This window comes from Pseudomonas sp., assembly GCF_049645325.1.
GTDB lineage: Bacteria > Pseudomonadota > Gammaproteobacteria > Pseudomonadales > Pseudomonadaceae > Aquipseudomonas.
Window position 1 is genome coordinate 1 of sequence record NZ_JBARTQ010000270.1, and the last position, 17,032, is coordinate 17,032.

General features: G+C 62.9%; 21 protein-coding genes. 12 read left to right on the plus strand and 9 right to left on the minus strand.

The window, feature by feature from the left end; all coding sequences use genetic code 11:
* Positions 1–2: 2 nt before the first annotated feature.
* From WBB95_RS11795 to WBB95_RS11815, 5 genes are all read right to left on the minus strand, one after another.
* Complete coding sequence (locus WBB95_RS11795) at positions 3–701, minus strand: OmpW/AlkL family protein (RefSeq protein ID WP_424487757.1); 699 nt, start codon at positions 699–701, stop codon at positions 3–5.
* A gap of 133 nt (positions 702–834) precedes the next feature.
* A complete protein-coding gene (locus tag WBB95_RS11800) occupies positions 835–1,356 on the minus strand; it encodes a DUF3299 domain-containing protein (protein WP_424487758.1) in 522 nt (173 codons plus the stop codon).
* Positions 1,357–1,367: 11 nt separating this feature from the next.
* Complete coding sequence (locus tag WBB95_RS11805) at positions 1,368–2,633, minus strand: ABC transporter permease (protein WP_424487759.1); 1,266 nt, start codon at positions 2,631–2,633, stop codon at positions 1,368–1,370.
* Position 2,634: 1 nt separating this feature from the next.
* Positions 2,635–3,345 (minus strand): ABC transporter ATP-binding protein, encoded by a 711-nt coding sequence (locus WBB95_RS11810; RefSeq protein WP_424487760.1) that lies wholly within the window; start codon positions 3,343–3,345, stop codon positions 2,635–2,637.
* Between the two features lie 141 nt (positions 3,346–3,486).
* Positions 3,487–4,098, minus strand: coding sequence for a DUF2796 domain-containing protein (locus WBB95_RS11815; RefSeq protein ID WP_424487761.1), 612 nt, complete (start codon positions 4,096–4,098; stop codon positions 3,487–3,489).
* A gap of 130 nt (positions 4,099–4,228) precedes the next feature.
* On the opposite strand from WBB95_RS11815, the gene WBB95_RS11820 reads away from it, so the two are divergent.
* The gene (locus tag WBB95_RS11820; RefSeq protein WP_424487762.1) at positions 4,229–4,570 is read left to right on the plus strand and encodes a hypothetical protein; all 342 of its coding nucleotides are present in this window, start codon (positions 4,229–4,231) and stop codon (positions 4,568–4,570) included.
* On the opposite strand, the gene trxA is transcribed toward WBB95_RS11820, so the two are convergent.
* From trxA to WBB95_RS11835, 3 genes are all read right to left on the minus strand, one after another.
* Positions 4,567–5,439: a thioredoxin gene (gene trxA / locus WBB95_RS11825; RefSeq protein WP_424487763.1), complete on the minus strand. Its 873-nt coding sequence runs from the start codon at positions 5,437–5,439 to the stop codon at positions 4,567–4,569. The genes WBB95_RS11820 and trxA overlap by 4 nt on opposite strands.
* Before the next feature lie 150 nt (positions 5,440–5,589).
* A complete protein-coding gene (locus WBB95_RS11830; RefSeq protein WP_424487764.1) occupies positions 5,590–6,246 on the minus strand; it encodes a class I SAM-dependent methyltransferase in 657 nt (218 codons plus the stop codon).
* Positions 6,243–6,698, minus strand: a complete 456-nt coding sequence (locus WBB95_RS11835) for a YbaY family lipoprotein (RefSeq protein ID WP_424487765.1) — start codon at positions 6,696–6,698, stop codon at positions 6,243–6,245. The genes WBB95_RS11830 and WBB95_RS11835 overlap by 4 nt, the downstream gene beginning before the upstream one ends.
* A gap of 139 nt (positions 6,699–6,837) precedes the next feature.
* Here WBB95_RS11835 and nrdR point away from each other — a divergent pair, with 139 nt between their 5' ends.
* From nrdR to WBB95_RS11890, 11 genes are all read left to right on the plus strand, one after another.
* Positions 6,838–7,308: a transcriptional regulator NrdR gene (gene nrdR / locus WBB95_RS11840; RefSeq protein ID WP_162530299.1), complete on the plus strand. Its 471-nt coding sequence runs from the start codon at positions 6,838–6,840 to the stop codon at positions 7,306–7,308.
* Positions 7,305–8,441, plus strand: a complete 1,137-nt coding sequence (gene ribD / locus WBB95_RS11845) for a bifunctional diaminohydroxyphosphoribosylaminopyrimidine deaminase/5-amino-6-(5-phosphoribosylamino)uracil reductase RibD (RefSeq protein WP_424487766.1) — start codon at positions 7,305–7,307, stop codon at positions 8,439–8,441. Before nrdR ends, ribD begins: the two co-directional genes overlap by 4 nt.
* 34 nt (positions 8,442–8,475) lie before the next feature.
* Positions 8,476–9,138, plus strand: a complete 663-nt coding sequence (locus WBB95_RS11850; RefSeq protein ID WP_424487767.1) for a riboflavin synthase — start codon at positions 8,476–8,478, stop codon at positions 9,136–9,138.
* A 15-nt stretch (positions 9,139–9,153) separates the two neighbouring features.
* Complete coding sequence (gene ribBA, locus WBB95_RS11855; RefSeq protein ID WP_424487768.1) at positions 9,154–10,245, plus strand: bifunctional 3,4-dihydroxy-2-butanone-4-phosphate synthase/GTP cyclohydrolase II; 1,092 nt, start codon at positions 9,154–9,156, stop codon at positions 10,243–10,245.
* An 88-nt stretch (positions 10,246–10,333) separates the two neighbouring features.
* Positions 10,334–10,810 carry a 6,7-dimethyl-8-ribityllumazine synthase gene (gene ribE / locus WBB95_RS11860; protein WP_003176356.1) on the plus strand — a complete coding sequence of 159 codons (477 nt, stop codon included), beginning with the start codon at positions 10,334–10,336 and terminating at the stop codon, positions 10,808–10,810.
* On the plus strand, positions 10,807–11,307 hold the full coding sequence (gene nusB, locus WBB95_RS11865) for a transcription antitermination factor NusB (RefSeq protein ID WP_424487769.1): 501 nt from the start codon (positions 10,807–10,809) through the stop codon (positions 11,305–11,307). Before ribE ends, nusB begins: the two co-directional genes overlap by 4 nt.
* Before the next feature lie 18 nt (positions 11,308–11,325).
* Positions 11,326–12,291, plus strand: a complete 966-nt coding sequence (gene thiL, locus WBB95_RS11870; protein WP_424487770.1) for a thiamine-phosphate kinase — start codon at positions 11,326–11,328, stop codon at positions 12,289–12,291.
* A 54-nt stretch (positions 12,292–12,345) separates the two neighbouring features.
* Complete coding sequence (locus WBB95_RS11875; protein ID WP_424487771.1) at positions 12,346–13,071, plus strand: substrate-binding periplasmic protein; 726 nt, start codon at positions 12,346–12,348, stop codon at positions 13,069–13,071.
* A 129-nt stretch (positions 13,072–13,200) separates the two neighbouring features.
* Positions 13,201–13,818: a GTP cyclohydrolase II gene (ribA, locus tag WBB95_RS11880; protein ID WP_424487772.1), complete on the plus strand. Its 618-nt coding sequence runs from the start codon at positions 13,201–13,203 to the stop codon at positions 13,816–13,818.
* Complete coding sequence (locus WBB95_RS11885) at positions 13,815–14,234, plus strand: MFS transporter (RefSeq protein WP_424487773.1); 420 nt, start codon at positions 13,815–13,817, stop codon at positions 14,232–14,234. The genes ribA and WBB95_RS11885 overlap by 4 nt, the downstream gene beginning before the upstream one ends.
* Positions 14,231–15,031, plus strand: coding sequence for a cobalamin-binding protein (locus WBB95_RS11890; protein ID WP_424487774.1), 801 nt, complete (start codon positions 14,231–14,233; stop codon positions 15,029–15,031). Before WBB95_RS11885 ends, WBB95_RS11890 begins: the two co-directional genes overlap by 4 nt.
* 142 nt (positions 15,032–15,173) lie before the next feature.
* Here the strand turns inward: WBB95_RS11890 and WBB95_RS11895 are convergent, their stop codons facing one another.
* The gene (locus WBB95_RS11895) at positions 15,174–17,024 is read right to left on the minus strand and encodes a TonB-dependent receptor domain-containing protein (RefSeq protein ID WP_424487775.1); all 1,851 of its coding nucleotides are present in this window, start codon (positions 17,022–17,024) and stop codon (positions 15,174–15,176) included.
* Positions 17,025–17,032: the final 8 nt, after the last annotated feature.

The window sequence follows — 17,032 nt, forward strand, 5'->3', positions numbered from 1 at the left end:
GCCTAGAACTTGTAACCGATACCCACCATGTAAACCATCGGGTCGACGTCCACATTGACCTTGGCGCGTGTGCCTTGGCCCAAGGCGTTGTTGTCCACAGTGGCCTTGGTGCTGATGTCGATGTAGCGCGCCTGGGCGTTGATCATCCACTTGTCGTTGAGCATGTAGTCGGCGCCGATCTGTGCGGCCCAGCCCCACGAGTTCTCAGCCTTGAAGTTGCTGAAACCGGCTTGTTCGGCGCGGCTGCCGACGTGCTCGTCGTAGATCCAGGTGTAGTTGATGCCGGCGCCCACGTACGGCTGGAACGCGGACTTGCTGTCCAGCGGGTAGTACACGACGCTCAGGGTCGGCGGCAGGTGTTTCAGGGTGCCGAGCTTGCCGTTGGCGGCGCCGAGCGCGGTGTTCTTGATCTTCACATCATGCTCGAACGGTGTGGCCGCCAGCAGTTCGATACCCCAGTGGCTGGTGAACATGTAGGCGAAGTTGAGGCCCAGTTGGGTGTCGCTGCTCATGGTCGCCTTGCCGCCCAGGTTGGTACCGGCCAACGGGCCCTGGTCAACCTTGACGCTGCTGCTGTCGGCCTTCGGATTCACGGTGATAGCACCGGCACGAATCAGAATATCGCCCGCTTCGTGAGCGTGGGCGACAGGGGCGGCGAGGGCGAGCGCGAAGAGGGACGCGCCGAGCAGAGACTTGTTCATGGGAGCTCCAAAAGGACGTTAAAAGTTGTACGTCCAATGGTAAAGATCGTTCCGTTCGATCTTTTGACTCAGCTCAATGAAAGGGCAACCACGCAGCGAAAACTGTGGGAGCGGCGATGTTTCTGGGCGGGGATTACTCCTGCAATTCGTAGACGTAAATTTTATCGGCATCCATCTGGTAACCGGCATCCGCCAACTCACTGGACGACGGCTTGACCTGCATCGCGCCTTCGATCCAGTACGGTTGATACAGCTCGTCGAGCTTCACGCCGACTTCGCTCTTCACGTGCACGATCTGGTTCGACGGCGGCGGCGGCACATGGATGCACGCGCCGAAATACGGCACCAGCAAAAACTCGGTGGTGCGGCCTTCTTCGCTGACTTCCAACGGCACGATATAACCCGGCAAACGGATGTGCTGGCCGTCAAGGCTCTGCACCACCGGCGCGTTGGGCAAGTCCTGTTTGGCCGCTGGCGCCGCCTCGACGGACAAGGCATCGGCCATGTTCGACAGGTCGTGCAGCGGCTTCATGTTGGGGATTTCCGGCGGCGCGTCCGGCGGGATCATCTCCTGCCAGGACAAATCCTTGGGTTGCTCCTCGGCCCAGGCGGGCACGGCCAGCAACAACAACACGGCAAACAGGGCACGACGCATCAGCACCTTCCTCATAAACGAATGGACAGGCCGTCGGCCAATGATTGCCGGTAGGCACGCCACGCGGGCACGACGCCCATCAGCAAGGCAGCGGCGAGAATACCGGCGAGCAGCGTCCATTCATATTCACTCGGCCACGACATTGGCAGGTCCAGGCCATAGTTGGCCTGCAGATACCCGCGCGAAGCGGCAATGCACACATACAACAGCCCCACGCCCGCCACCACGCCCGAGAGTGCCAGGGCGAAGGCTTCGAAGATCAGCAGCGTCGCGATGTGCCAGGGCCGTGCGCCCACCGAACGCAAAATCGCCATTTCGCGGCGGCGCTCGTTGAGGCTGGTGAGGATCGCCGTGAGCATGCCGATCAAGCCGGTCAGCACCACGAACAGTGAGATCACAAACAGCGCTTTTTCAGCGGTGCCCATCATGCTCCACAGCTCTTGCAACGCCACGCCGGGCAAAATTGCCAACATCGGCTCGCCACGGAATTCGTTGATTTCCCGTTGCAGGGCGAAGGTGGAGATCTTGTTGTTCAGGCCGAGCATGAACGCAGTGATCGCCTGCGGGGTGAGGTCCATGTTGCGCGCCTGATCAGCGCTGATGCGGCCCTTGCCCTGGGCCGGCACGCCGTTGTGCCAGTCGATATGGATCGCTTCCATGCCGCCAAGGCTGATGTGCAGCGTGCGGTCCACCGGCGTGCCGGTGCGCTTGAGAATACCGACCACGGTGAACGGTTTGTCATCGTGTTTCACCAGGCTGACCACCGCCACGCCGTGTGCGAGCACCAGCTTGTCGCCGAGTTTGTAATGCAGGGCGTCGGCGACTTCGGCACCGAGCACCACTTCAAACGGGTCGGTGGCGAAGGCACGGCCGCTGGCCAGTTCGAGGTTTTGCCTGCGCCCGTATTGGTAGTGTTCGAAGTAGGATTCGTTGGTGCCCATCACGCGGTAGCCACGGTGGGAGTCGCCGAGGGAAATCGGGATTGCCCACTTCACCTGGGGGCTCGCGGCGAAGTGCTCGAAGCTGTCCCAGCGGATGTTGTTGGTGGCGTTGCCGATGCGAAACACCGAGTACAGCAGCAGGTTGACCGAGCCCGAGCGCGCGCCGACGATCAGGTCGGTGCCGCTGATGGTGCTGGCGAAACTGTTGCGCGCCTCAACGCGCACGCGTTCCACCGCCAACAGCAGGCACACCGACAGGGCGATGGCGAAGGCGGTGAGTATCGCGGTAAAGCGGCGGTTAGCCAGGCTGGCCATGGCTAGACGGAACAGATACATCTCAAACCTCTGCGGGCGTGGCGGCGCGATTGAGTTCGGCCAACGACAAATGGCGATCGAACAGCGGCGCGAGGCTCTGGTCATGGCTGACAAACAACAGGCTGGCGCCGGCCTCGCGGCATTCGGCGAACAGCAACCGGATGAAGGCTTCGCGGGCGTCGTAGTCCAGGGCCGAGGTCGGCTCGTCGGCGATCACCAGCTCAGGCTGGCCGATCAGCGCACGGGCAGCGGCCACGCGTTGTTGCTGGCCGATGGACAGTGAATCAGCGCGGCGTTCCAGCAGCTCTTTGTCTTTCAGGCCCAGATGCGCCAGCAAGGTGGCTGCAGCCTGGTCGACACTGCCATGGCGCTGCTTTGCCCGTTGCGCGCGCAGCTTGGAGAAATGGCACGGCAGCTCGACGTTTTCACGCACTGACAGAAACGGCAGCAAGTTGAACTGCTGGAAGATATAGCCGGTGTGGTCGACGCGAAAACGGTCGCGGGCGCCGGCCGGGAGTTCGGTCAGTTCCTGGCCGAGCAGGCGAATGCTGCCCCGGCTGGGTTTCTGCACGCCGCCGAGCAGGCCGAGCAAGGTGGTTTTGCCACTGCCGCTCGGGCCTTTGAGAAACAGGGTTTTACCCGCTTCCAGGCGAAACGCGGGGATGTCCAGCAACTGCGGGTGACCGGGCCAGCTGAAGCCCATGTCAGACAATTCGATTAACGCTTGAGTCATTGGAAATCACAGGTCTCAAAAAATGGCGCAAAACCCTGTGGGAGCTGGCTTGCCTGCGATGCAGGCGGCGCGGTGCGTCAGGTAACACCGCGGCGATGCCATCGCAGGCAAGCCAGTTCCCACAGTGATTGGGTTTTCAAATCAGAATTTCAGGGTGGCTGCGCTGGCCGTTGCTTCAACACCTTGCTGGCCGCTTGGGCCGATCAGTTGTACCTGAATTTTCTGAGTGGCAGGGAAGGTCTTGAACACCTGGGTCAGGTCGAGGTTGCTCAGTGCCGTCGGCGTGGCGCACGTGAACTGGTAGTGGGCGTGGATTTCACTGTGGTCGTGATGATGTTCGTGGGCGGCCGCGCCTTTGCCGTCGGTGGCGTGGTCATCATCGTCGTCGTCATGCTCGGCTTCAGGCTTGTCGCCGAACAGCGGGCTGTTGAGCTCCTGGGTGCTGATCACGCAACCGGCGGCCTTGGGCAGGTTGAACAGCGCCAACGGGCTTTCCAGCTGTTTGCGTGCGGCGGCGACCTTGGCTTTGTCGGCCGCGGTGGTGGCCTGGTGTTCAAAACCTACAAGGTTCATGGCGGGGCTGTCGAATTCCAGCTCCAGCGCCTGGCCGTCAAGCACTGCGTTGAGGCGGCCGACACCGTGCTCGTGGGCACCAAGGCTGCCGTGTTCATGTTCATGGTCGTGCTCGTCGGCGGCGTGAGCGATAGCGAGTGGCAGCAGGGCAAACGGCAAAGCGAGCAGCAGACGGCGCATGAGAAGGCTCCAGAACATGAAAGTTTTGTTATGTGATCTTATAACAATAGTGCCAGAGTTTGACCGCCTGCTTGGCGTTGCGCAAGCCGCGTGGGAGCATGCCCGTCAGAAAAGTGCAGGAGGAAGGACGATGTTACGAATTCGTGGAACCGTCGGCGACTTGCCGGTGGACTTGACCCTGGAGCTGGACGACGGCGATTGGGCACGGCTGGGCGCGCAGTTGCAGGCCGCCCCAGCGCCAAGCGCGCCGGCCGCCATGCCGGTCAAACAGAACGATGATCTGTGGCAAAACGCACAAGACCTGTTGCGCAACGCCGGTCAGCTCAGCGGGTTGGAATTGCTTGATCGGTTGGAAGGGTTGGCGGGAGATGCCGCGTCCGGCAAACGCCTGCTGGTGCGCCTGCGCCACAGTGCGAACGTGAAAGTGGCCAGCGGCGGGGATACGCCGCTGTACAGCTGGGTCGGCGGTTAGTACAGCGCGGCAAACAGTTTGCGACGGTACACGGTCACCAGCGGGTGGTCGTTGCCCAACAGTTCGAACACTTGCAGCAAGGTCTTGTGCGGCAGGCCTTCGCTGTAGCTGCGGTTGCGGATAAACAACTTGAGCAAGCCTTCCAGTGCCGCGTCGTACTGCTGGCGCGCCAGTTGCTGGATTGCCAGTTGGTAGGCTGCTTCATCATCCTGCGGGTTTTGCGCCAGGCGGCTCTTCAGGTCGGCGGCATCCGGCAAGTCGGCAGCCTGGCGCAGGAAGGTGATTTGCGCCTTGGCGCCGGCAAGGGCGGCTTTGTGGTCGTCGCTTTTCACCGCGTCGAGCACGGCCTGGGCTTCGCCCAACTCACCGCGCTCGGCCAGGCAGCGTGCGTACAGGATCAGCGCAGCGGCGTTGGTGTTGTCCTCGCCCAGCAGCGCCACCAGCACCGCTTCGGCATCGCTGATGCGACCTTCGGCAAACAATGCCTGAGCCTGCTCCAGCGGGTCTGCGGCGGCAGGTGGCGGCATCTTCACGTGCGGCTCCAGCATCGCCCGCACGGCCGACTCCGGCTGCGCCCCGGCAAACCCGTCCACCGGCTGGCCGTCTTTGAACAGCACCACGGTCGGCAGGCTCTGAATGCCAAAACGCGCGACGATATCCTGCTCGGCCTCGCAATCGACCTTGGCCAGCAGCAACTCACCCTGATAACTCTCGGCAATTTTCGCCAGCATCGGCATCAGCGCCTTGCACGGCGCACACCATTCGGCCCAGAAATCCACCAGCACGGGTTTTTCGAATGAGTTCTGAATCACAGCCTGGTCGAACGTGGCGGTGGTGGCGTCGAAAATGTACGGCGTAGGCTCACTCATGGGGCGTCTCGAATAAAGCGGGAATGGGGCAACTATAAGGGCTGGCGCGGACTACCGAAAGCGTGGTGAATCCAACATCGTTATCGCGGGTAAGCCCGCTTCCACAGGGAAACGCGGTCAAATGCGGGAGCGGGCTTGCCCGCGATGGCCTCAAGGGCGCCGCGAATGGTACAGGCTCACCTTGCGAAACTCCCACGGCTCGGCCAGGTCGGGCAGCGTCAGCGCATCGAGGATGTCCAGGCGTTGATAATCCGGGTGCTGGAAGTCCCTGACACGTGAATCCGCCACCAGCGCCTCGCGACCGCGGGTGAGGAAGTGGTCGAGCAGCGGCAGGTTGGCGCGGTCGTAGAGCACGTCGGCGACCAGGATCAGGTCGAAGCGGTCGGCTTCGGCGAAAAAATCCGCGGAGTAGCCCAACTCAACACCGTTGAGCTCGGCATTGGCCCGGCAGGACGCAAGCGCCAGCGGGTCGAGGTCGCAGGCCACCACTTCCAATGCGCCCGCCTTGACGGCGGCAATCCCCGCGACGCCGGAGCCAGCACCGAAATCCAGCACGCGCTTGCCCGCCACCCACTCGGGGTTCGCCGCCAGGTAGCGCGCCAGCGCCAGGCCGCTGGCCCAGCAAAAACTCCAGTAGGGCGGTTCATGCAGGATGCGCCGGGTTTCTTCGGGGCTGAAGGCGCGGTCCATGTTGTCGGCGTCCAGCAGCCATAACGACAACGTGGTGCCCGGCAGCGGGCAGGGCACCAGTTGCGCGTCGCCGATCAGGTCGCTGAGGGCGCGTTGCAGGTCCAGCGGTGGCGTCATGGTGCCGTGACGAGTTGCAGAGGGCCGGTGGTCTGGGTGATCGCCTGAGTGATACGCACGGGTGGCAGGTGCAGGATCAACTGGCCGGACTGGCTGGCGCGGCCGCGCAGTTCAACCCGCGCACCGGCCGGGAACGCTTCTGGGTTGAAGCGCAGGCGGAAGGCGAGGGGCTTGGCGTTGCCGGTCAGCACGCTGCTGGCGAGCAGTTGTTGCGGGCGCGAGCGGTCGTCGATGACCAGCAACGCCAGTTCGACTTCGGCACCGGCAGGCACGCCGTTGAGGATGCCGCTGATTTCACGCTGGTAAGGCGGCAGGGGGCCCTGGTCTTCAATGCCGGGCACTTTTTTCTCTTGCGCCGGTGTCGGCTGCGGGGCGGCAGGCTTGGGGGCTTGGCTGCTGCAGGCGACCATAAAACTGAACAGGGCGAGTAAAACAAGTGGTCGTAACTGCATGTACGGCTCCAGAAAGGACAAAATCCGTGGCTTTAAAAATATGAAACATATAAGCCTGCCTATATACCGTAAAGGCTATGGCTTGTCTTGCCACGGGGATGCGCTACCATGGCCCTCCCTTTTTTTGTTGCCTGCCACCATGCACTGTCCCTTCTGCGGTGCCAACGACACCAAGGTCATTGACTCCCGTCTGGTCGCCGAGGGCGATCAAGTACGTCGCCGGCGCGAATGCCTGGCCTCTGGCTGCGGTGAACGTTTCACCACCTTTGAAACCGCCGAACTGGTGTTGCCCCGTCTGATCAAGTCCGACGGCAGCCGCCAGCCTTTCGACGAAGACAAATTGCGCGCCGGTATGCAGCGCGCGCTGGAAAAACGCCCGGTGAGTGTCGAGCGGCTGGAGGCGGCGCTGGTGCATATCAAGCACAAGCTGCGTGCGACCGGCGAGCGCGAGGTCAAGAGCCTGGTGGTTGGAGAGCTGGTGATGGGCGAGCTGCAAAAGCTCGACGAAGTCGCCTATATCCGTTTCGCCTCGGTGTATCGACGCTTCCAGGACCTCAATGAGTTCCGTGAAGAAATCGACCGCCTGGCCCGTGAGCCGGTCAAGAAATGAACCCACCTTCTGCAGAGCAAGCGGTCCTCGACGCCCATTACATGGCCCGCGCCCTCGAACTGGCGCGCAAAGGCCTGTACACCACCCATCCCAACCCGCGGGTGGGCTGCGTGATCGTGCGGGACGGGCAGATTGTCGGCGAAGGCTGGCATGAGCGCACCGGCGAGCCACATGCCGAACCCAATGCCCTGCGCGACGCGGGCGACAAGGCGCGTGGCGCCACGGTGTACGTGACCCTCGAACCCTGCAGCCACCACGGCCGCACGCCGCCGTGCGCCGATGCGTTGGTGACTGCCGGTGTCGCGCGTGTCGTGGCCGGCATGCAGGACCCCAACCCGGAAGTGGCCGGGCGCGGCATGCAGCGCCTGGCCCAGGCCGGCATCGAGATTCGCAGCGGCGTGCTGGAAAAAGAAGCGCGCGCGCTGAACCCGGGTTTTCTCAAACGTATGGAACACGGCCTGCCGTTTGTGCGGGTCAAGCTGGCGATGAGCCTGGACGGCCGCACCGCGATGGCCAGCGGCGAAAGCCAATGGATCACCGGGCCCGATGCCCGCGCCGCTGTGCAGCGCCTGCGCGCCGAGGCCAGCGTGGTGCTGACCGGCGCCGACACGGTGCTGGCTGACGGCGCACGCCTGACCGTGCGCGCCGCCGAACTTGGCCTGGATGCAGCCACCACGGCGCTCGCCATGTCGCGTCCGCCCTTGCGCGTGTTGATCGACGGGCGCCTGCGCGTGCCGCTCAATGCCCCGTTTTTCAAGGCGGGCCCGGCGCTGGTCATCACCTGCGTGACCCCGGAAAACCAGTTCCCGCGTGGCCCCGAGTGCCTGGTAGTGCCGGGCGTGGAAGGTCAGGTCGACCTGCGCTCGGCCTTGGTGGCGCTGGCCGCCCGGGGCGTCAACGAGGTGTTGGTGGAAGCGGGCCCAAGCTTGGCGGGCGCGTTTGCCCAGCAGGGCCTGGTGGACGAATACGTGATTTTCGTCGCCGGCAAGTTCCTCGGCTCCGCCGCCCGGCCATTGCTGGACTGGCCGCTTGAGAAACTGGCCGACGCCCCCCAACTCAAGATCATTGAAATGCGCGCTGTAGGCGACGACTGGCGAGTCACTGCCATTCCCGTGCCATCAGTCGGCGTATAATTCCCGGCCTGCGCCAAGCCCCCAGGAGCCTTCCATGTTTACCGGCATTATCGAATCTATTGGCAGTATCAAGGCAATGACCCCAAAAGGCGGCGACGTGCGCCTGCTGGTTGAAACCGGCAAGCTCGACCTCGGCGACGTCAAGCTGGGCGACAGCATCGCCGTCAGCGGCGTGTGCCTGACCGTCATCGAACTGCCGGGCAACGGCTTTGCCGCCGACGTCAGCCGGGAAACCCTGGACTGCACCGCGATGAACGACCTCAAGAGCGGCAGCCCGGTCAACCTGGAAAAAGCCCTGACCCCGACCACCCGCTTGGGCGGCCACCTGGTCAGCGGCCACGTCGACGGCGTCGGCGAAGTGGTGGCACGTAGCGAAAACGCGCGTGCCGTGGAATTCCGCATTCGCGCACCGAAAGAGCTGGCCAAGTACATCGCCCACAAAGGCTCGATCACCGTCGACGGCACCAGCCTGACCGTGAACGCCGTGAATGGCGCCGAGTTCGAGCTGACCATCATTCCCCACACCCTCAGCGAAACCATCATGGCCTCGTACCAGCCAGGTCGCCGGGTGAATCTGGAAGTCGACTTGCTTGCCCGTTACCTGGAGCGCCTGTTGCTGGGCGAAAAGGCCGCAGAGCCAACCGCAGGTAACATCACTGAAAGCTTTCTGGCCGCTAACGGCTACCTGAAATCCTGACCAAGGGGGTGCCGCGTGGCGCTCAATAGCATCGAAGAACTGGTTGAAGACATCCGCCAAGGCAAGATGGTCATCCTCATGGATGACGAAGATCGCGAGAACGAAGGCGACATCATCATGGCCGCCGAGGCGTGCAAGCCCGAGCACATCAACTTCATGGCCAAGCACGCCCGCGGGCTGATCTGCATGCCCATGAGCCGCGAGCGCTGCGAGTTGCTCAAGCTGCCGTTGATGGCGCCGCGCAACGGCTCGGGTTTTGGTACCAAGTTCACCGTGTCCATTGAAGCGACCACCGGCGTCACCACGGGTATCTCCGCCGCCGACCGCGCACGCACCGTGCAGGCCGCTGCCGCGAAAGATGCCAAGGCCGAAGACATCGTCAGCCCCGGTCACATCTTCCCGCTGATGGCCCAGCCGGGCGGCACCCTCGCGCGTGCCGGCCACACCGAAGCCGCCTGCGACCTGGCGCGCATGGCCGGTTTCGAGCCGAGCGGCGTGATCTGCGAAGTGATGAACGACGACGGCACCATGGCCCGTCGCGCCGAACTCGAAGCGTTTGCCGCCGAACACGGCATCAAGATCGGCACCATTGCCGACCTGATCCACTACCGCATGATTCACGAACGTACCGTTCAGCGGATTGCCGAGCAGCCGCTGGACAGCGAACTGGGCCAATTCAATTTGGTGACCTATCGTGATTCAGTCGAAGGCGACGTGCACATGGCCCTGACCCTGGGCAGCATTTGCGCCGACGAACCGACCCTGGTGCGCGTGCACAATATGGACCCGCTGCGCGACCTGCTGATGGTCAAGCAACCCGGCCGCTGGAGCCTGCGGGCCGCCATGGCTGCGGTCTCCGAGGCTGGCAGCGGTGTGGTGTTGCTGCTCGGTAACCCGGTGGATGGCGACGTGTTGCTCGCGCATATTCGTGAAACCGCCGAGCACACACAGGTCAAGACGCCGACGACCTACAGCATCGTCGGTGCCGGTTCGCAGATCCTGCGCGACCTCGGCGTGCGCAAAATGCGCCTGATGAGCGCACCGATGAAATTTAATGCGATATCCGGTTTCGACCTGGAAGTTGTAGAATACGTGCCCTCCGAATAAAGGCCGGCGTTTTTTGCCCCTTGTTCGCGGTTAACACATCACTGAGGGACGCACTTTTCGCGTCCCTGCTCTTTAAGAGATTTGTCGAATGACCCTGAAGACCATCGAAGGTACCTTCATCGCCCCCAAAGGCCGCTATGCCCTGGTGGTTGGCCGCTTCAACAGCTTCGTGGTTGAAAGCCTGGTAAGCGGTGCTGTGGACGCCCTGGTTCGCCACGGTGTGAGCGAGAGCGATATCACGATCATCCGTGCCCCTGGCGCCTTCGAAATTCCACTGGTTGCGCAAAAAGTTGCACAACAGGGTGAGTACGCGGCGATCATCGCCCTGGGCGCGGTCATTCGTGGCGGCACTCCGCACTTCGAATACGTGGCCGGTGAATGCACCAAGGGCTTGGCCCAGGTGTCCATGGAGTTCGGCGTGCCAGTCGCATTCGGCGTACTGACCGTGGATTCCATCGAGCAAGCCATCGAACGTTCCGGCACCAAGGCCGGCAACAAAGGCGCTGAAGCTGCCTTGTCCGCCCTGGAAATGGTCAGCCTGCTGTCGCAATTGGAGGCCAAATGATTTCCGACGAGAGCGATCAGTTCAACCCTCAGGACCCGCGCCCTGCGGATGCTGGCAAGCCGTCCAAGAACGAGAAGCGTCGCGCTGCTCGCCAATTGGCTACCCAGGCGCTGTACCAGCGTCAGATGGCTGGCGCCTCGCTGAACGAAATCGAGGCGCAATTTCGCGTCGATAACGATTTCACCTTCGCCGACCTGCCGTACTTCCACGAGATTTTGCACGGTGTGTATGCGCACCTGACCGAGATCGACGCGGCACTGACACCTTGCCTGGACCTGACCATCGAGGAACTCGACCCGGTTGAGCTGTGCGTAATGCGCCTGTCGACCTGGGAATTGCTCAAGCGCGTCGACGTGCCTTACCGCGTGGTGATCAACGAAGGTATCGAGCTGGCGAAAGTCTACGGTTCGACCGACGGCCACAAGTTCGTCAACGGCGTGCTCGACAAGCTGGCCCCGCGCCTGCGTGAAGCCGAAGTGAAGGCGTACAAGCGCTAACCTGCGCTTGCCGACGCAATGGGCGAGTTCGAGCTGATCCGCAAATACTTCGCCGCCGCGCCCTGTGCGCAAGGCGGCGAAGGCATTGCCCTGGGGATCGGCGACGACTGTGCCTTGCTGGCGCTCCCCGCCGGGGAGCAACTGGCGATCTCCACCGATACGCTGGTGGCCGGCGTGCATTTTGCCGACCCCTGTGACCCGTTCCTGCTCGGCCAGCGCTCGCTGGCCGTGGCGGTGAGCGACCTGGCTGCCATGGGCGCCAACCCCCTTGCCTTTACCCTTGCCCTGACCACCCCGACGGTCGATGCCGATTGGCTGCAACGCTATGCCCAGGGTTTGAACGCCATGGCGCAAAGCTGTGGCGTGGGCCTGGTTGGTGGCGACACCACGCGCGGGCCGCTGAGCCTGACCCTGACCGTGTTTGGCCGAGTGCCGGCCGGGCAGGCGTTGACGCGCAGCGGCGCACGGCCGGGTGACTTGCTGTGTGTGGGTGGCGAACTGGGCAATGCCGCCGGCGCCTTGCCGCTGGTGCTCGGCGAACGCAGCGCTGATGCCGCCATCGCCGAGCCGTTGCTGGCCCATTACTGGTCGCCGCAACCGCAGTTGGCCCTGGGCCTTGCGTTGCGGGGCAAGGCTACGTCCGCCATGGATATTTCCGATGGGCTTCTGGCCGATTGCGGGCATATCGCCAAGGCGTCGGCTGTCAGCCTGCTGGTCGAGCGCCAGCGCTTGCCGCTGTCCACAGCATTGCTGGCGTTTGTGGGCGCTGACGCGGCCCGTGTGGCTGCGTTGAGTGGGGGCGACGACTATGTGTTGGCGTTCACCCTGCCACCCGCTGAACTGGCGCCGTTGCTGGCGAGCGGTTGGCCGGTCCACGTGATCGGCCGGGTCGAAGCCGGGCAGGGCGTGACACTGCTCGACGCCGACGGGGATGACATCACCCCGGCCGTGCGCGGCTATCAGCATTTCCGCCAGACCCCCTGAGTCCGCGTGCTGCGCTACCCTCTATAGGTGCTTACGCTGTAGGAGGTCGTCGCTATGGATGTGCGCCGCTGGCTGTTCATGGTGTTGTGTGTCGCTGCAACGCTGGTGCAAGCGGAGGAAACCCGGGTGCCCGGCAAGGTCATGCTGGCCAGTGAGGAATGGAACGACTACACCAACAAAGACGGCAGCGGCCTGGCCTGGGACATACTGCGCCAAGTGTTCGAGCCCGCGGGCATTACCCTGCAAACCCGCAGCGTGCCGTATACCCGCTCGATCGGTCTGGCCCAGCGCGGCGAAGTGGATGGCTGGGTCGGTGCCTACCGCGATGAAGCCCGCGACGTACTGTACCCGCACTGGAATTTTGACTCCGACCACATCTACGCGCTGGGGCTTGCGACTGCACCGACACCGAGTGCGGCCACGCTGGGTAACTATCGCCTGGCCTGGGTGCGCGGCTACAAATATGAAGAGTATTTGCCCAACATCCACCGCTTCAACCCGATCGAACGCCGCGACGGCATCTTGGCGATGCTTCAGCACGGCCGCGTAGACTTCTATATCGATGCGCACTCAGAGGCCAAATACGTCCTGGGCCAGTCGGATGACCCGGCGCTATTCAAACTCACCCACATCGCCGAACTGCCGTTGTACGTAGGCTTTGCCGACACCGAGCGAGGGCGCGCCTTGATGGCGGTCTATGATCAACGCATGGCCGCACTGGTCAAAAATGGCCAGCTGAAGCCGATTTTCGAGCGCTGGAAACAGCCGTATCCGTTCTGACCTGCATAGAACCGGGACGAAGGCCAATCGAACCTATTGATCTTTATCAGCGATAATTCAGCTTAAGCGTCTGTAGGAACCTGCTGTTACAATGACGCCCTCTGTGAAATCTGAAATCAGGAGCACACGGTGCCCGTCGTTTTCGTCGCCGCTTCCAAGCTGCCTACCCCTTTTGCCACGTTCACCATGAATGGCTTTCTCGAAGAAGCCACCGGCCGTGAGCATGTTGTGCTCAGCCTCGGCGAGATCGCCGACGGCGCGCCGGTGCTTGGCCGTGTGCACTCCGAGTGCCTGACCGGTGATGCGCTGTTCAGCCAGCGCTGTGACTGCGGTTCGCAACTGGAAGCTGCGCTGCGCGCCATCGCCCGTGAAGGCCGTGGTGTGTTGCTGTACTTGCGTCAGGAAGGCCGTGGCATTGGGCTGATGAACAAGATCCGCGCCTACGAACTGCAAGACGGCGGCGCCGACACCGTGGAAGCCAACGAGCGCCTGGGCTTTGCCGCTGACCAGCGTGATTACGGCATCTGCCTGCCGATGCTTGAGCATTTGGGGGTCAAGTCCCTGCGCCTGATGACCAACAACCCGCGCAAGGTCAAAGCCTTGACCGAGATGGGCATCACCGTCGCCGAGCGCGTGCCGCTGCACACCGGGCACAACCCGCACAACAAGCTCTACCTCGCGACCAAAGCCAGCAAGCTCGACCACATGATGGGCAACGAACATCAAGGCGAGGTCGACCGCGCGTGACCCGTGGCCAGGTGAAACGGCGACTGTCCTTCAATTGGTGGCAGTACCTGGCCCTGGCGCTGCTCCCGTTGTTCGTGCTCAACCTGGTGTTCGGCCAGGCCCAAACCCTGCTTCCTGTGCTGGCCATGCCGTTCTTTATCGCCGGCGTGGCCTCGATGTTTCTGAGCCTGCGTTATTTCCACGGCTATAAACACGCACTGATCGCCACTGCAAAAGCCCTCGACACCCCCGAAGAACCGGCCGCCTGGATCACCCTCGCGGCCCGTCGGCGCACGGCGTTACTGGTTGCGGCCCTGCCGGCGTGGATCGGCGCGCTGGCGGTGTTCGTCGGCCTGGAAGCCGTGCCGCTGTTTCTGCTGGCACTGTCGACGCTGGTGCTGTTTTACCTCTACCGTATCCCCCGTCAGTTAGGATGAGACGCCTTTGGCTGGCGGCTTTGCTGCTCGCATTCAGTGCCCAGTCGCTGGCGGTCGAACGCGTTGTCAGCCTGGCGCCGTCACTCTCTGAAATCGTGGTTGAACTGGGCGCTGCCGACTTGCTGGTTGGCGTGCTCGATGGCGGTGATCGTCCCTTGGCCTTGGCGAAAGTCCCTTCGGTCGGGCATTACGGCCAGTTGGACATGGAACGCCTGCTCAGCCTTAAGCCCGATTTGATCCTGCTCTGGCCCGGCAGCGTCGGCCCGGCGCAGCGTGAGCAGTTGCAGCGTCTGAATATCCCGGTGTACGTGGCCGAACCCCATAGCCTTGAACAGCTGACCACCCAAGTCCAGGCCATTGCCCAGCAGTTGGGGCGCGATGAGGCTGGCCGCCAGTTGGCCACACAATTGCGTCAGCGCCTGAGCGAACTGCGCCAACGCTATCAGCGTGCCGAGCCGCTGCGCGTGTTTTATCAGGTGTGGAACCAGCCGCTGTATACCGTGGGCGGTGGTCAGATCATCAGCGATGCACTGACGGTGTGCGGGGCGCGCAATGTGTTTGATGACCTCAAGCTGCCGGCGCCGCAGGTCAGCGTCGAGTCAGTGCTGCAGCGCAATCCGGAGGTGATTCTGGCGGGGGATCAGCCGCAGCTGGACGCCTGGAAGGCCTGGCCCCAAGTCGCCGCCGTGATGCAGGGGCGATTGCTGTTGGTGCCGGATAAGGGCCTGGAACGGCCCAGTGGGCAGATGTTGGAGGCGGTGGCGCGATTGTGTCAGGTGATTGCACCGGGCCGTTGAGACCGCGATCGCAGGCAAGCCAGCTCCCACCTTGGAATGTATTCCCCTGTGGGGGCCAGCGCCCCTTCGACGGCTGAATGCATTCCAAAGGTGGGAGCTGGCTTGCCGGCGATGAGGCCCTGACAGGCAACGCAGCCTTAAGTCAGAGCTGCGGCGTCCAGGTCACCCCAAACATCCACACCCGGGCCTCTTCACGATAATGCTGATTGTTCTGGAAGTTCGGGTCTTGGTAGCTGTACATCGCCCGCGCATAAGCCTTGTCCAGCAGGTTATCGACCTTCATCGACAACAACACTTCCCGACTCACCGCCCAACTGCTGCGCAGGCCCAGCAACCCATAACCGCCCAGGCGATGGCGGTTGTCTTCAGCGTCGTAGCTGCTGCTGATGGCTTGCCAGCTGGCGCCCACGCCCAGCGTGTCGAACTGCCGGTCCAGGTCCAGGCTCAACGTGCGCCGCGCGCGGCGGGCGAGGGTGTGGCCGGTGTCGCGGTCACGTGGGTCGATGAACGCGACACCCAGGTTGCCTTGCCAGCCGAACACTTCCTGCTTGAGCGCCGCCTCAAAGCCGTTGATACGCGCCGACGCCACGTTCTGCGGCTTGCTGGTGTTGTCGAGGATGATCGCGTCGCTCAAGTCCGTGCGGTACAGCGAAGTCTCCAGGCGCGTGCTGTCACTCAGTTGGCTGCGCCATTGCAGCTCGTAGCTCTTTGAGGTCTCGGGCTGCAGGTTTGGGTTGCTGTACTGCGTGTCGGGGTAATAAAGGTCGTTGAACGTCGGCGCGCGGAAACCTTCGCTGTAGCTCAGCAGCAGGTCATTGTCGGGGTTGACCGGCAAGGTCAGGGTGCCGCTCCAGCTGTTCTGGCTGCCGAACTGCTGGTTCTGGTCGCGCCGCACGCCGAGTTCGGTGGAAAACCACTCGCTGTGGAAGCGATGCTGCACAAAGGCTGCGCGGTTCCAGCGGCTGTTTTCGGTAAAGGTTGTGCTGCCGTGGAAGCGGTCCTCGTACCAGTCGCCGCCCAGGATCAGGCTGTTCTGGTCATCCAGCGTCAGGTCGTTCTGCCAGTTGACCGAGTCGCGGTAGGTGTTGAACACGCTGAAATCATCACTGAGCGTGTCGCGCTTGGTGTCGCGGTTCTCGCTATGGCCCAGTTCCAGGCGCGTTTGCCAGCGCTCGTTGAGGGTGGCGTCGACATAACCGCTGGCGCTGCTCACGGTGTAGTCGGTGTAGGGTTTTTGCCCGACACTTTGCCCGGTCGCAAAGTCGTAGCGGCCAAAGCTGTTGTCGTATTCCGACTTGCCACGGTTATCCAAAAGATTGAAACCCACTTCCAGCGCGTCGCTGAAGGCATGGCTGAGGTTCAGGCTCAGGGATTGATTGCGATAAGCATCATGGTCGCCATCGCTGGGGAACGACTCATGCGTGGAATTGATGCCGGCCGTGTCATCCAGGCTCGCCCCCAGGTTGAAACGCGTGTGTTCATCGCCGCCGGAAAGGCCAAGGCTGCGTTCCCAAGTCTGGTTGCTGCCAAACCCCAGTTTCAAGCGTGGCTGCAGGCCCTGTTCGGCATTACGCCGGGTAAATATCTGGATCACCCCGCCAATCGCATCGCTGCCGTAGATCACCGAGCGTGAGCCGCGCAGCACTTCCACGCGCTCAATCTGGTCGACGTTCAGGTACTGCAGCCCGCTGTCGCCTGAGGTGGTGTTGGCAATGCGCTGGCCGTCCACCAGCACCAGGCTTTGCGCCGCTTTGGTGCCGCGAATGAAGATCCCCGGCAGGCTGCCACGGCCACCGGTGGGCGCCACCTGTACGCCGGGCACGCGGCTGAGCAGGTCGGTCACGCTGGTGGGTTGCAGTCGGTCGATGTCGTCGCGGGTGAACACGCTGTTGGCGGCGCTGCTGTCGTTGCGCGCCTGCACCTGACGGTTGGCGCTGATGACCACGTCGGAGAGTTTCAGCGCATCGTCGCGCTCGAACGACTCGGCCAGCAGGTCGGTAG

Excerpts from the sequence above, each read along its gene's own strand:
- WBB95_RS11890 (WP_424487774.1), top strand. The coding sequence starts at position 14,231 with ATGAGACGCCTTTGGCTGGCGGCTTTGCTGCTCGCATTCAGTGCCCAG.
- nrdR (WP_162530299.1), top strand. The coding sequence starts at position 6,838 with ATGCACTGTCCCTTCTGCGGTGCCAACGACACCAAGGTCATTGACTCC.
- ribE (WP_003176356.1), top strand. The coding sequence starts at position 10,334 with ATGACCCTGAAGACCATCGAAGGTACCTTCATCGCCCCCAAAGGCCGC.
- WBB95_RS11795 (WP_424487757.1), bottom strand. The coding sequence starts at position 701 with ATGAACAAGTCTCTGCTCGGCGCGTCCCTCTTCGCGCTCGCCCTCGCC.
- ribD (WP_424487766.1), top strand. The coding sequence starts at position 7,305 with ATGAACCCACCTTCTGCAGAGCAAGCGGTCCTCGACGCCCATTACATG.
- WBB95_RS11835 (WP_424487765.1), bottom strand. The coding sequence starts at position 6,698 with ATGCAGTTACGACCACTTGTTTTACTCGCCCTGTTCAGTTTTATGGTC.
- WBB95_RS11830 (WP_424487764.1), bottom strand. The coding sequence starts at position 6,246 with ATGACGCCACCGCTGGACCTGCAACGCGCCCTCAGCGACCTGATCGGC.
- nusB (WP_424487769.1), top strand. The coding sequence starts at position 10,807 with ATGATTTCCGACGAGAGCGATCAGTTCAACCCTCAGGACCCGCGCCCT.
- WBB95_RS11820 (WP_424487762.1), top strand. The coding sequence starts at position 4,229 with ATGTTACGAATTCGTGGAACCGTCGGCGACTTGCCGGTGGACTTGACC.
- trxA (WP_424487763.1), bottom strand. The coding sequence starts at position 5,439 with ATGAGTGAGCCTACGCCGTACATTTTCGACGCCACCACCGCCACGTTC.
- WBB95_RS11805 (WP_424487759.1), bottom strand. The coding sequence starts at position 2,633 with ATGTATCTGTTCCGTCTAGCCATGGCCAGCCTGGCTAACCGCCGCTTT.
- WBB95_RS11810 (WP_424487760.1), bottom strand. The coding sequence starts at position 3,345 with ATGACTCAAGCGTTAATCGAATTGTCTGACATGGGCTTCAGCTGGCCC.
- WBB95_RS11875 (WP_424487771.1), top strand. The coding sequence starts at position 12,346 with ATGGATGTGCGCCGCTGGCTGTTCATGGTGTTGTGTGTCGCTGCAACG.
- WBB95_RS11815 (WP_424487761.1), bottom strand. The coding sequence starts at position 4,098 with ATGCGCCGTCTGCTGCTCGCTTTGCCGTTTGCCCTGCTGCCACTCGCT.
- WBB95_RS11850 (WP_424487767.1), top strand. The coding sequence starts at position 8,476 with ATGTTTACCGGCATTATCGAATCTATTGGCAGTATCAAGGCAATGACC.
- WBB95_RS11800 (WP_424487758.1), bottom strand. The coding sequence starts at position 1,356 with ATGCGTCGTGCCCTGTTTGCCGTGTTGTTGTTGCTGGCCGTGCCCGCC.
- thiL (WP_424487770.1), top strand. The coding sequence starts at position 11,326 with ATGGGCGAGTTCGAGCTGATCCGCAAATACTTCGCCGCCGCGCCCTGT.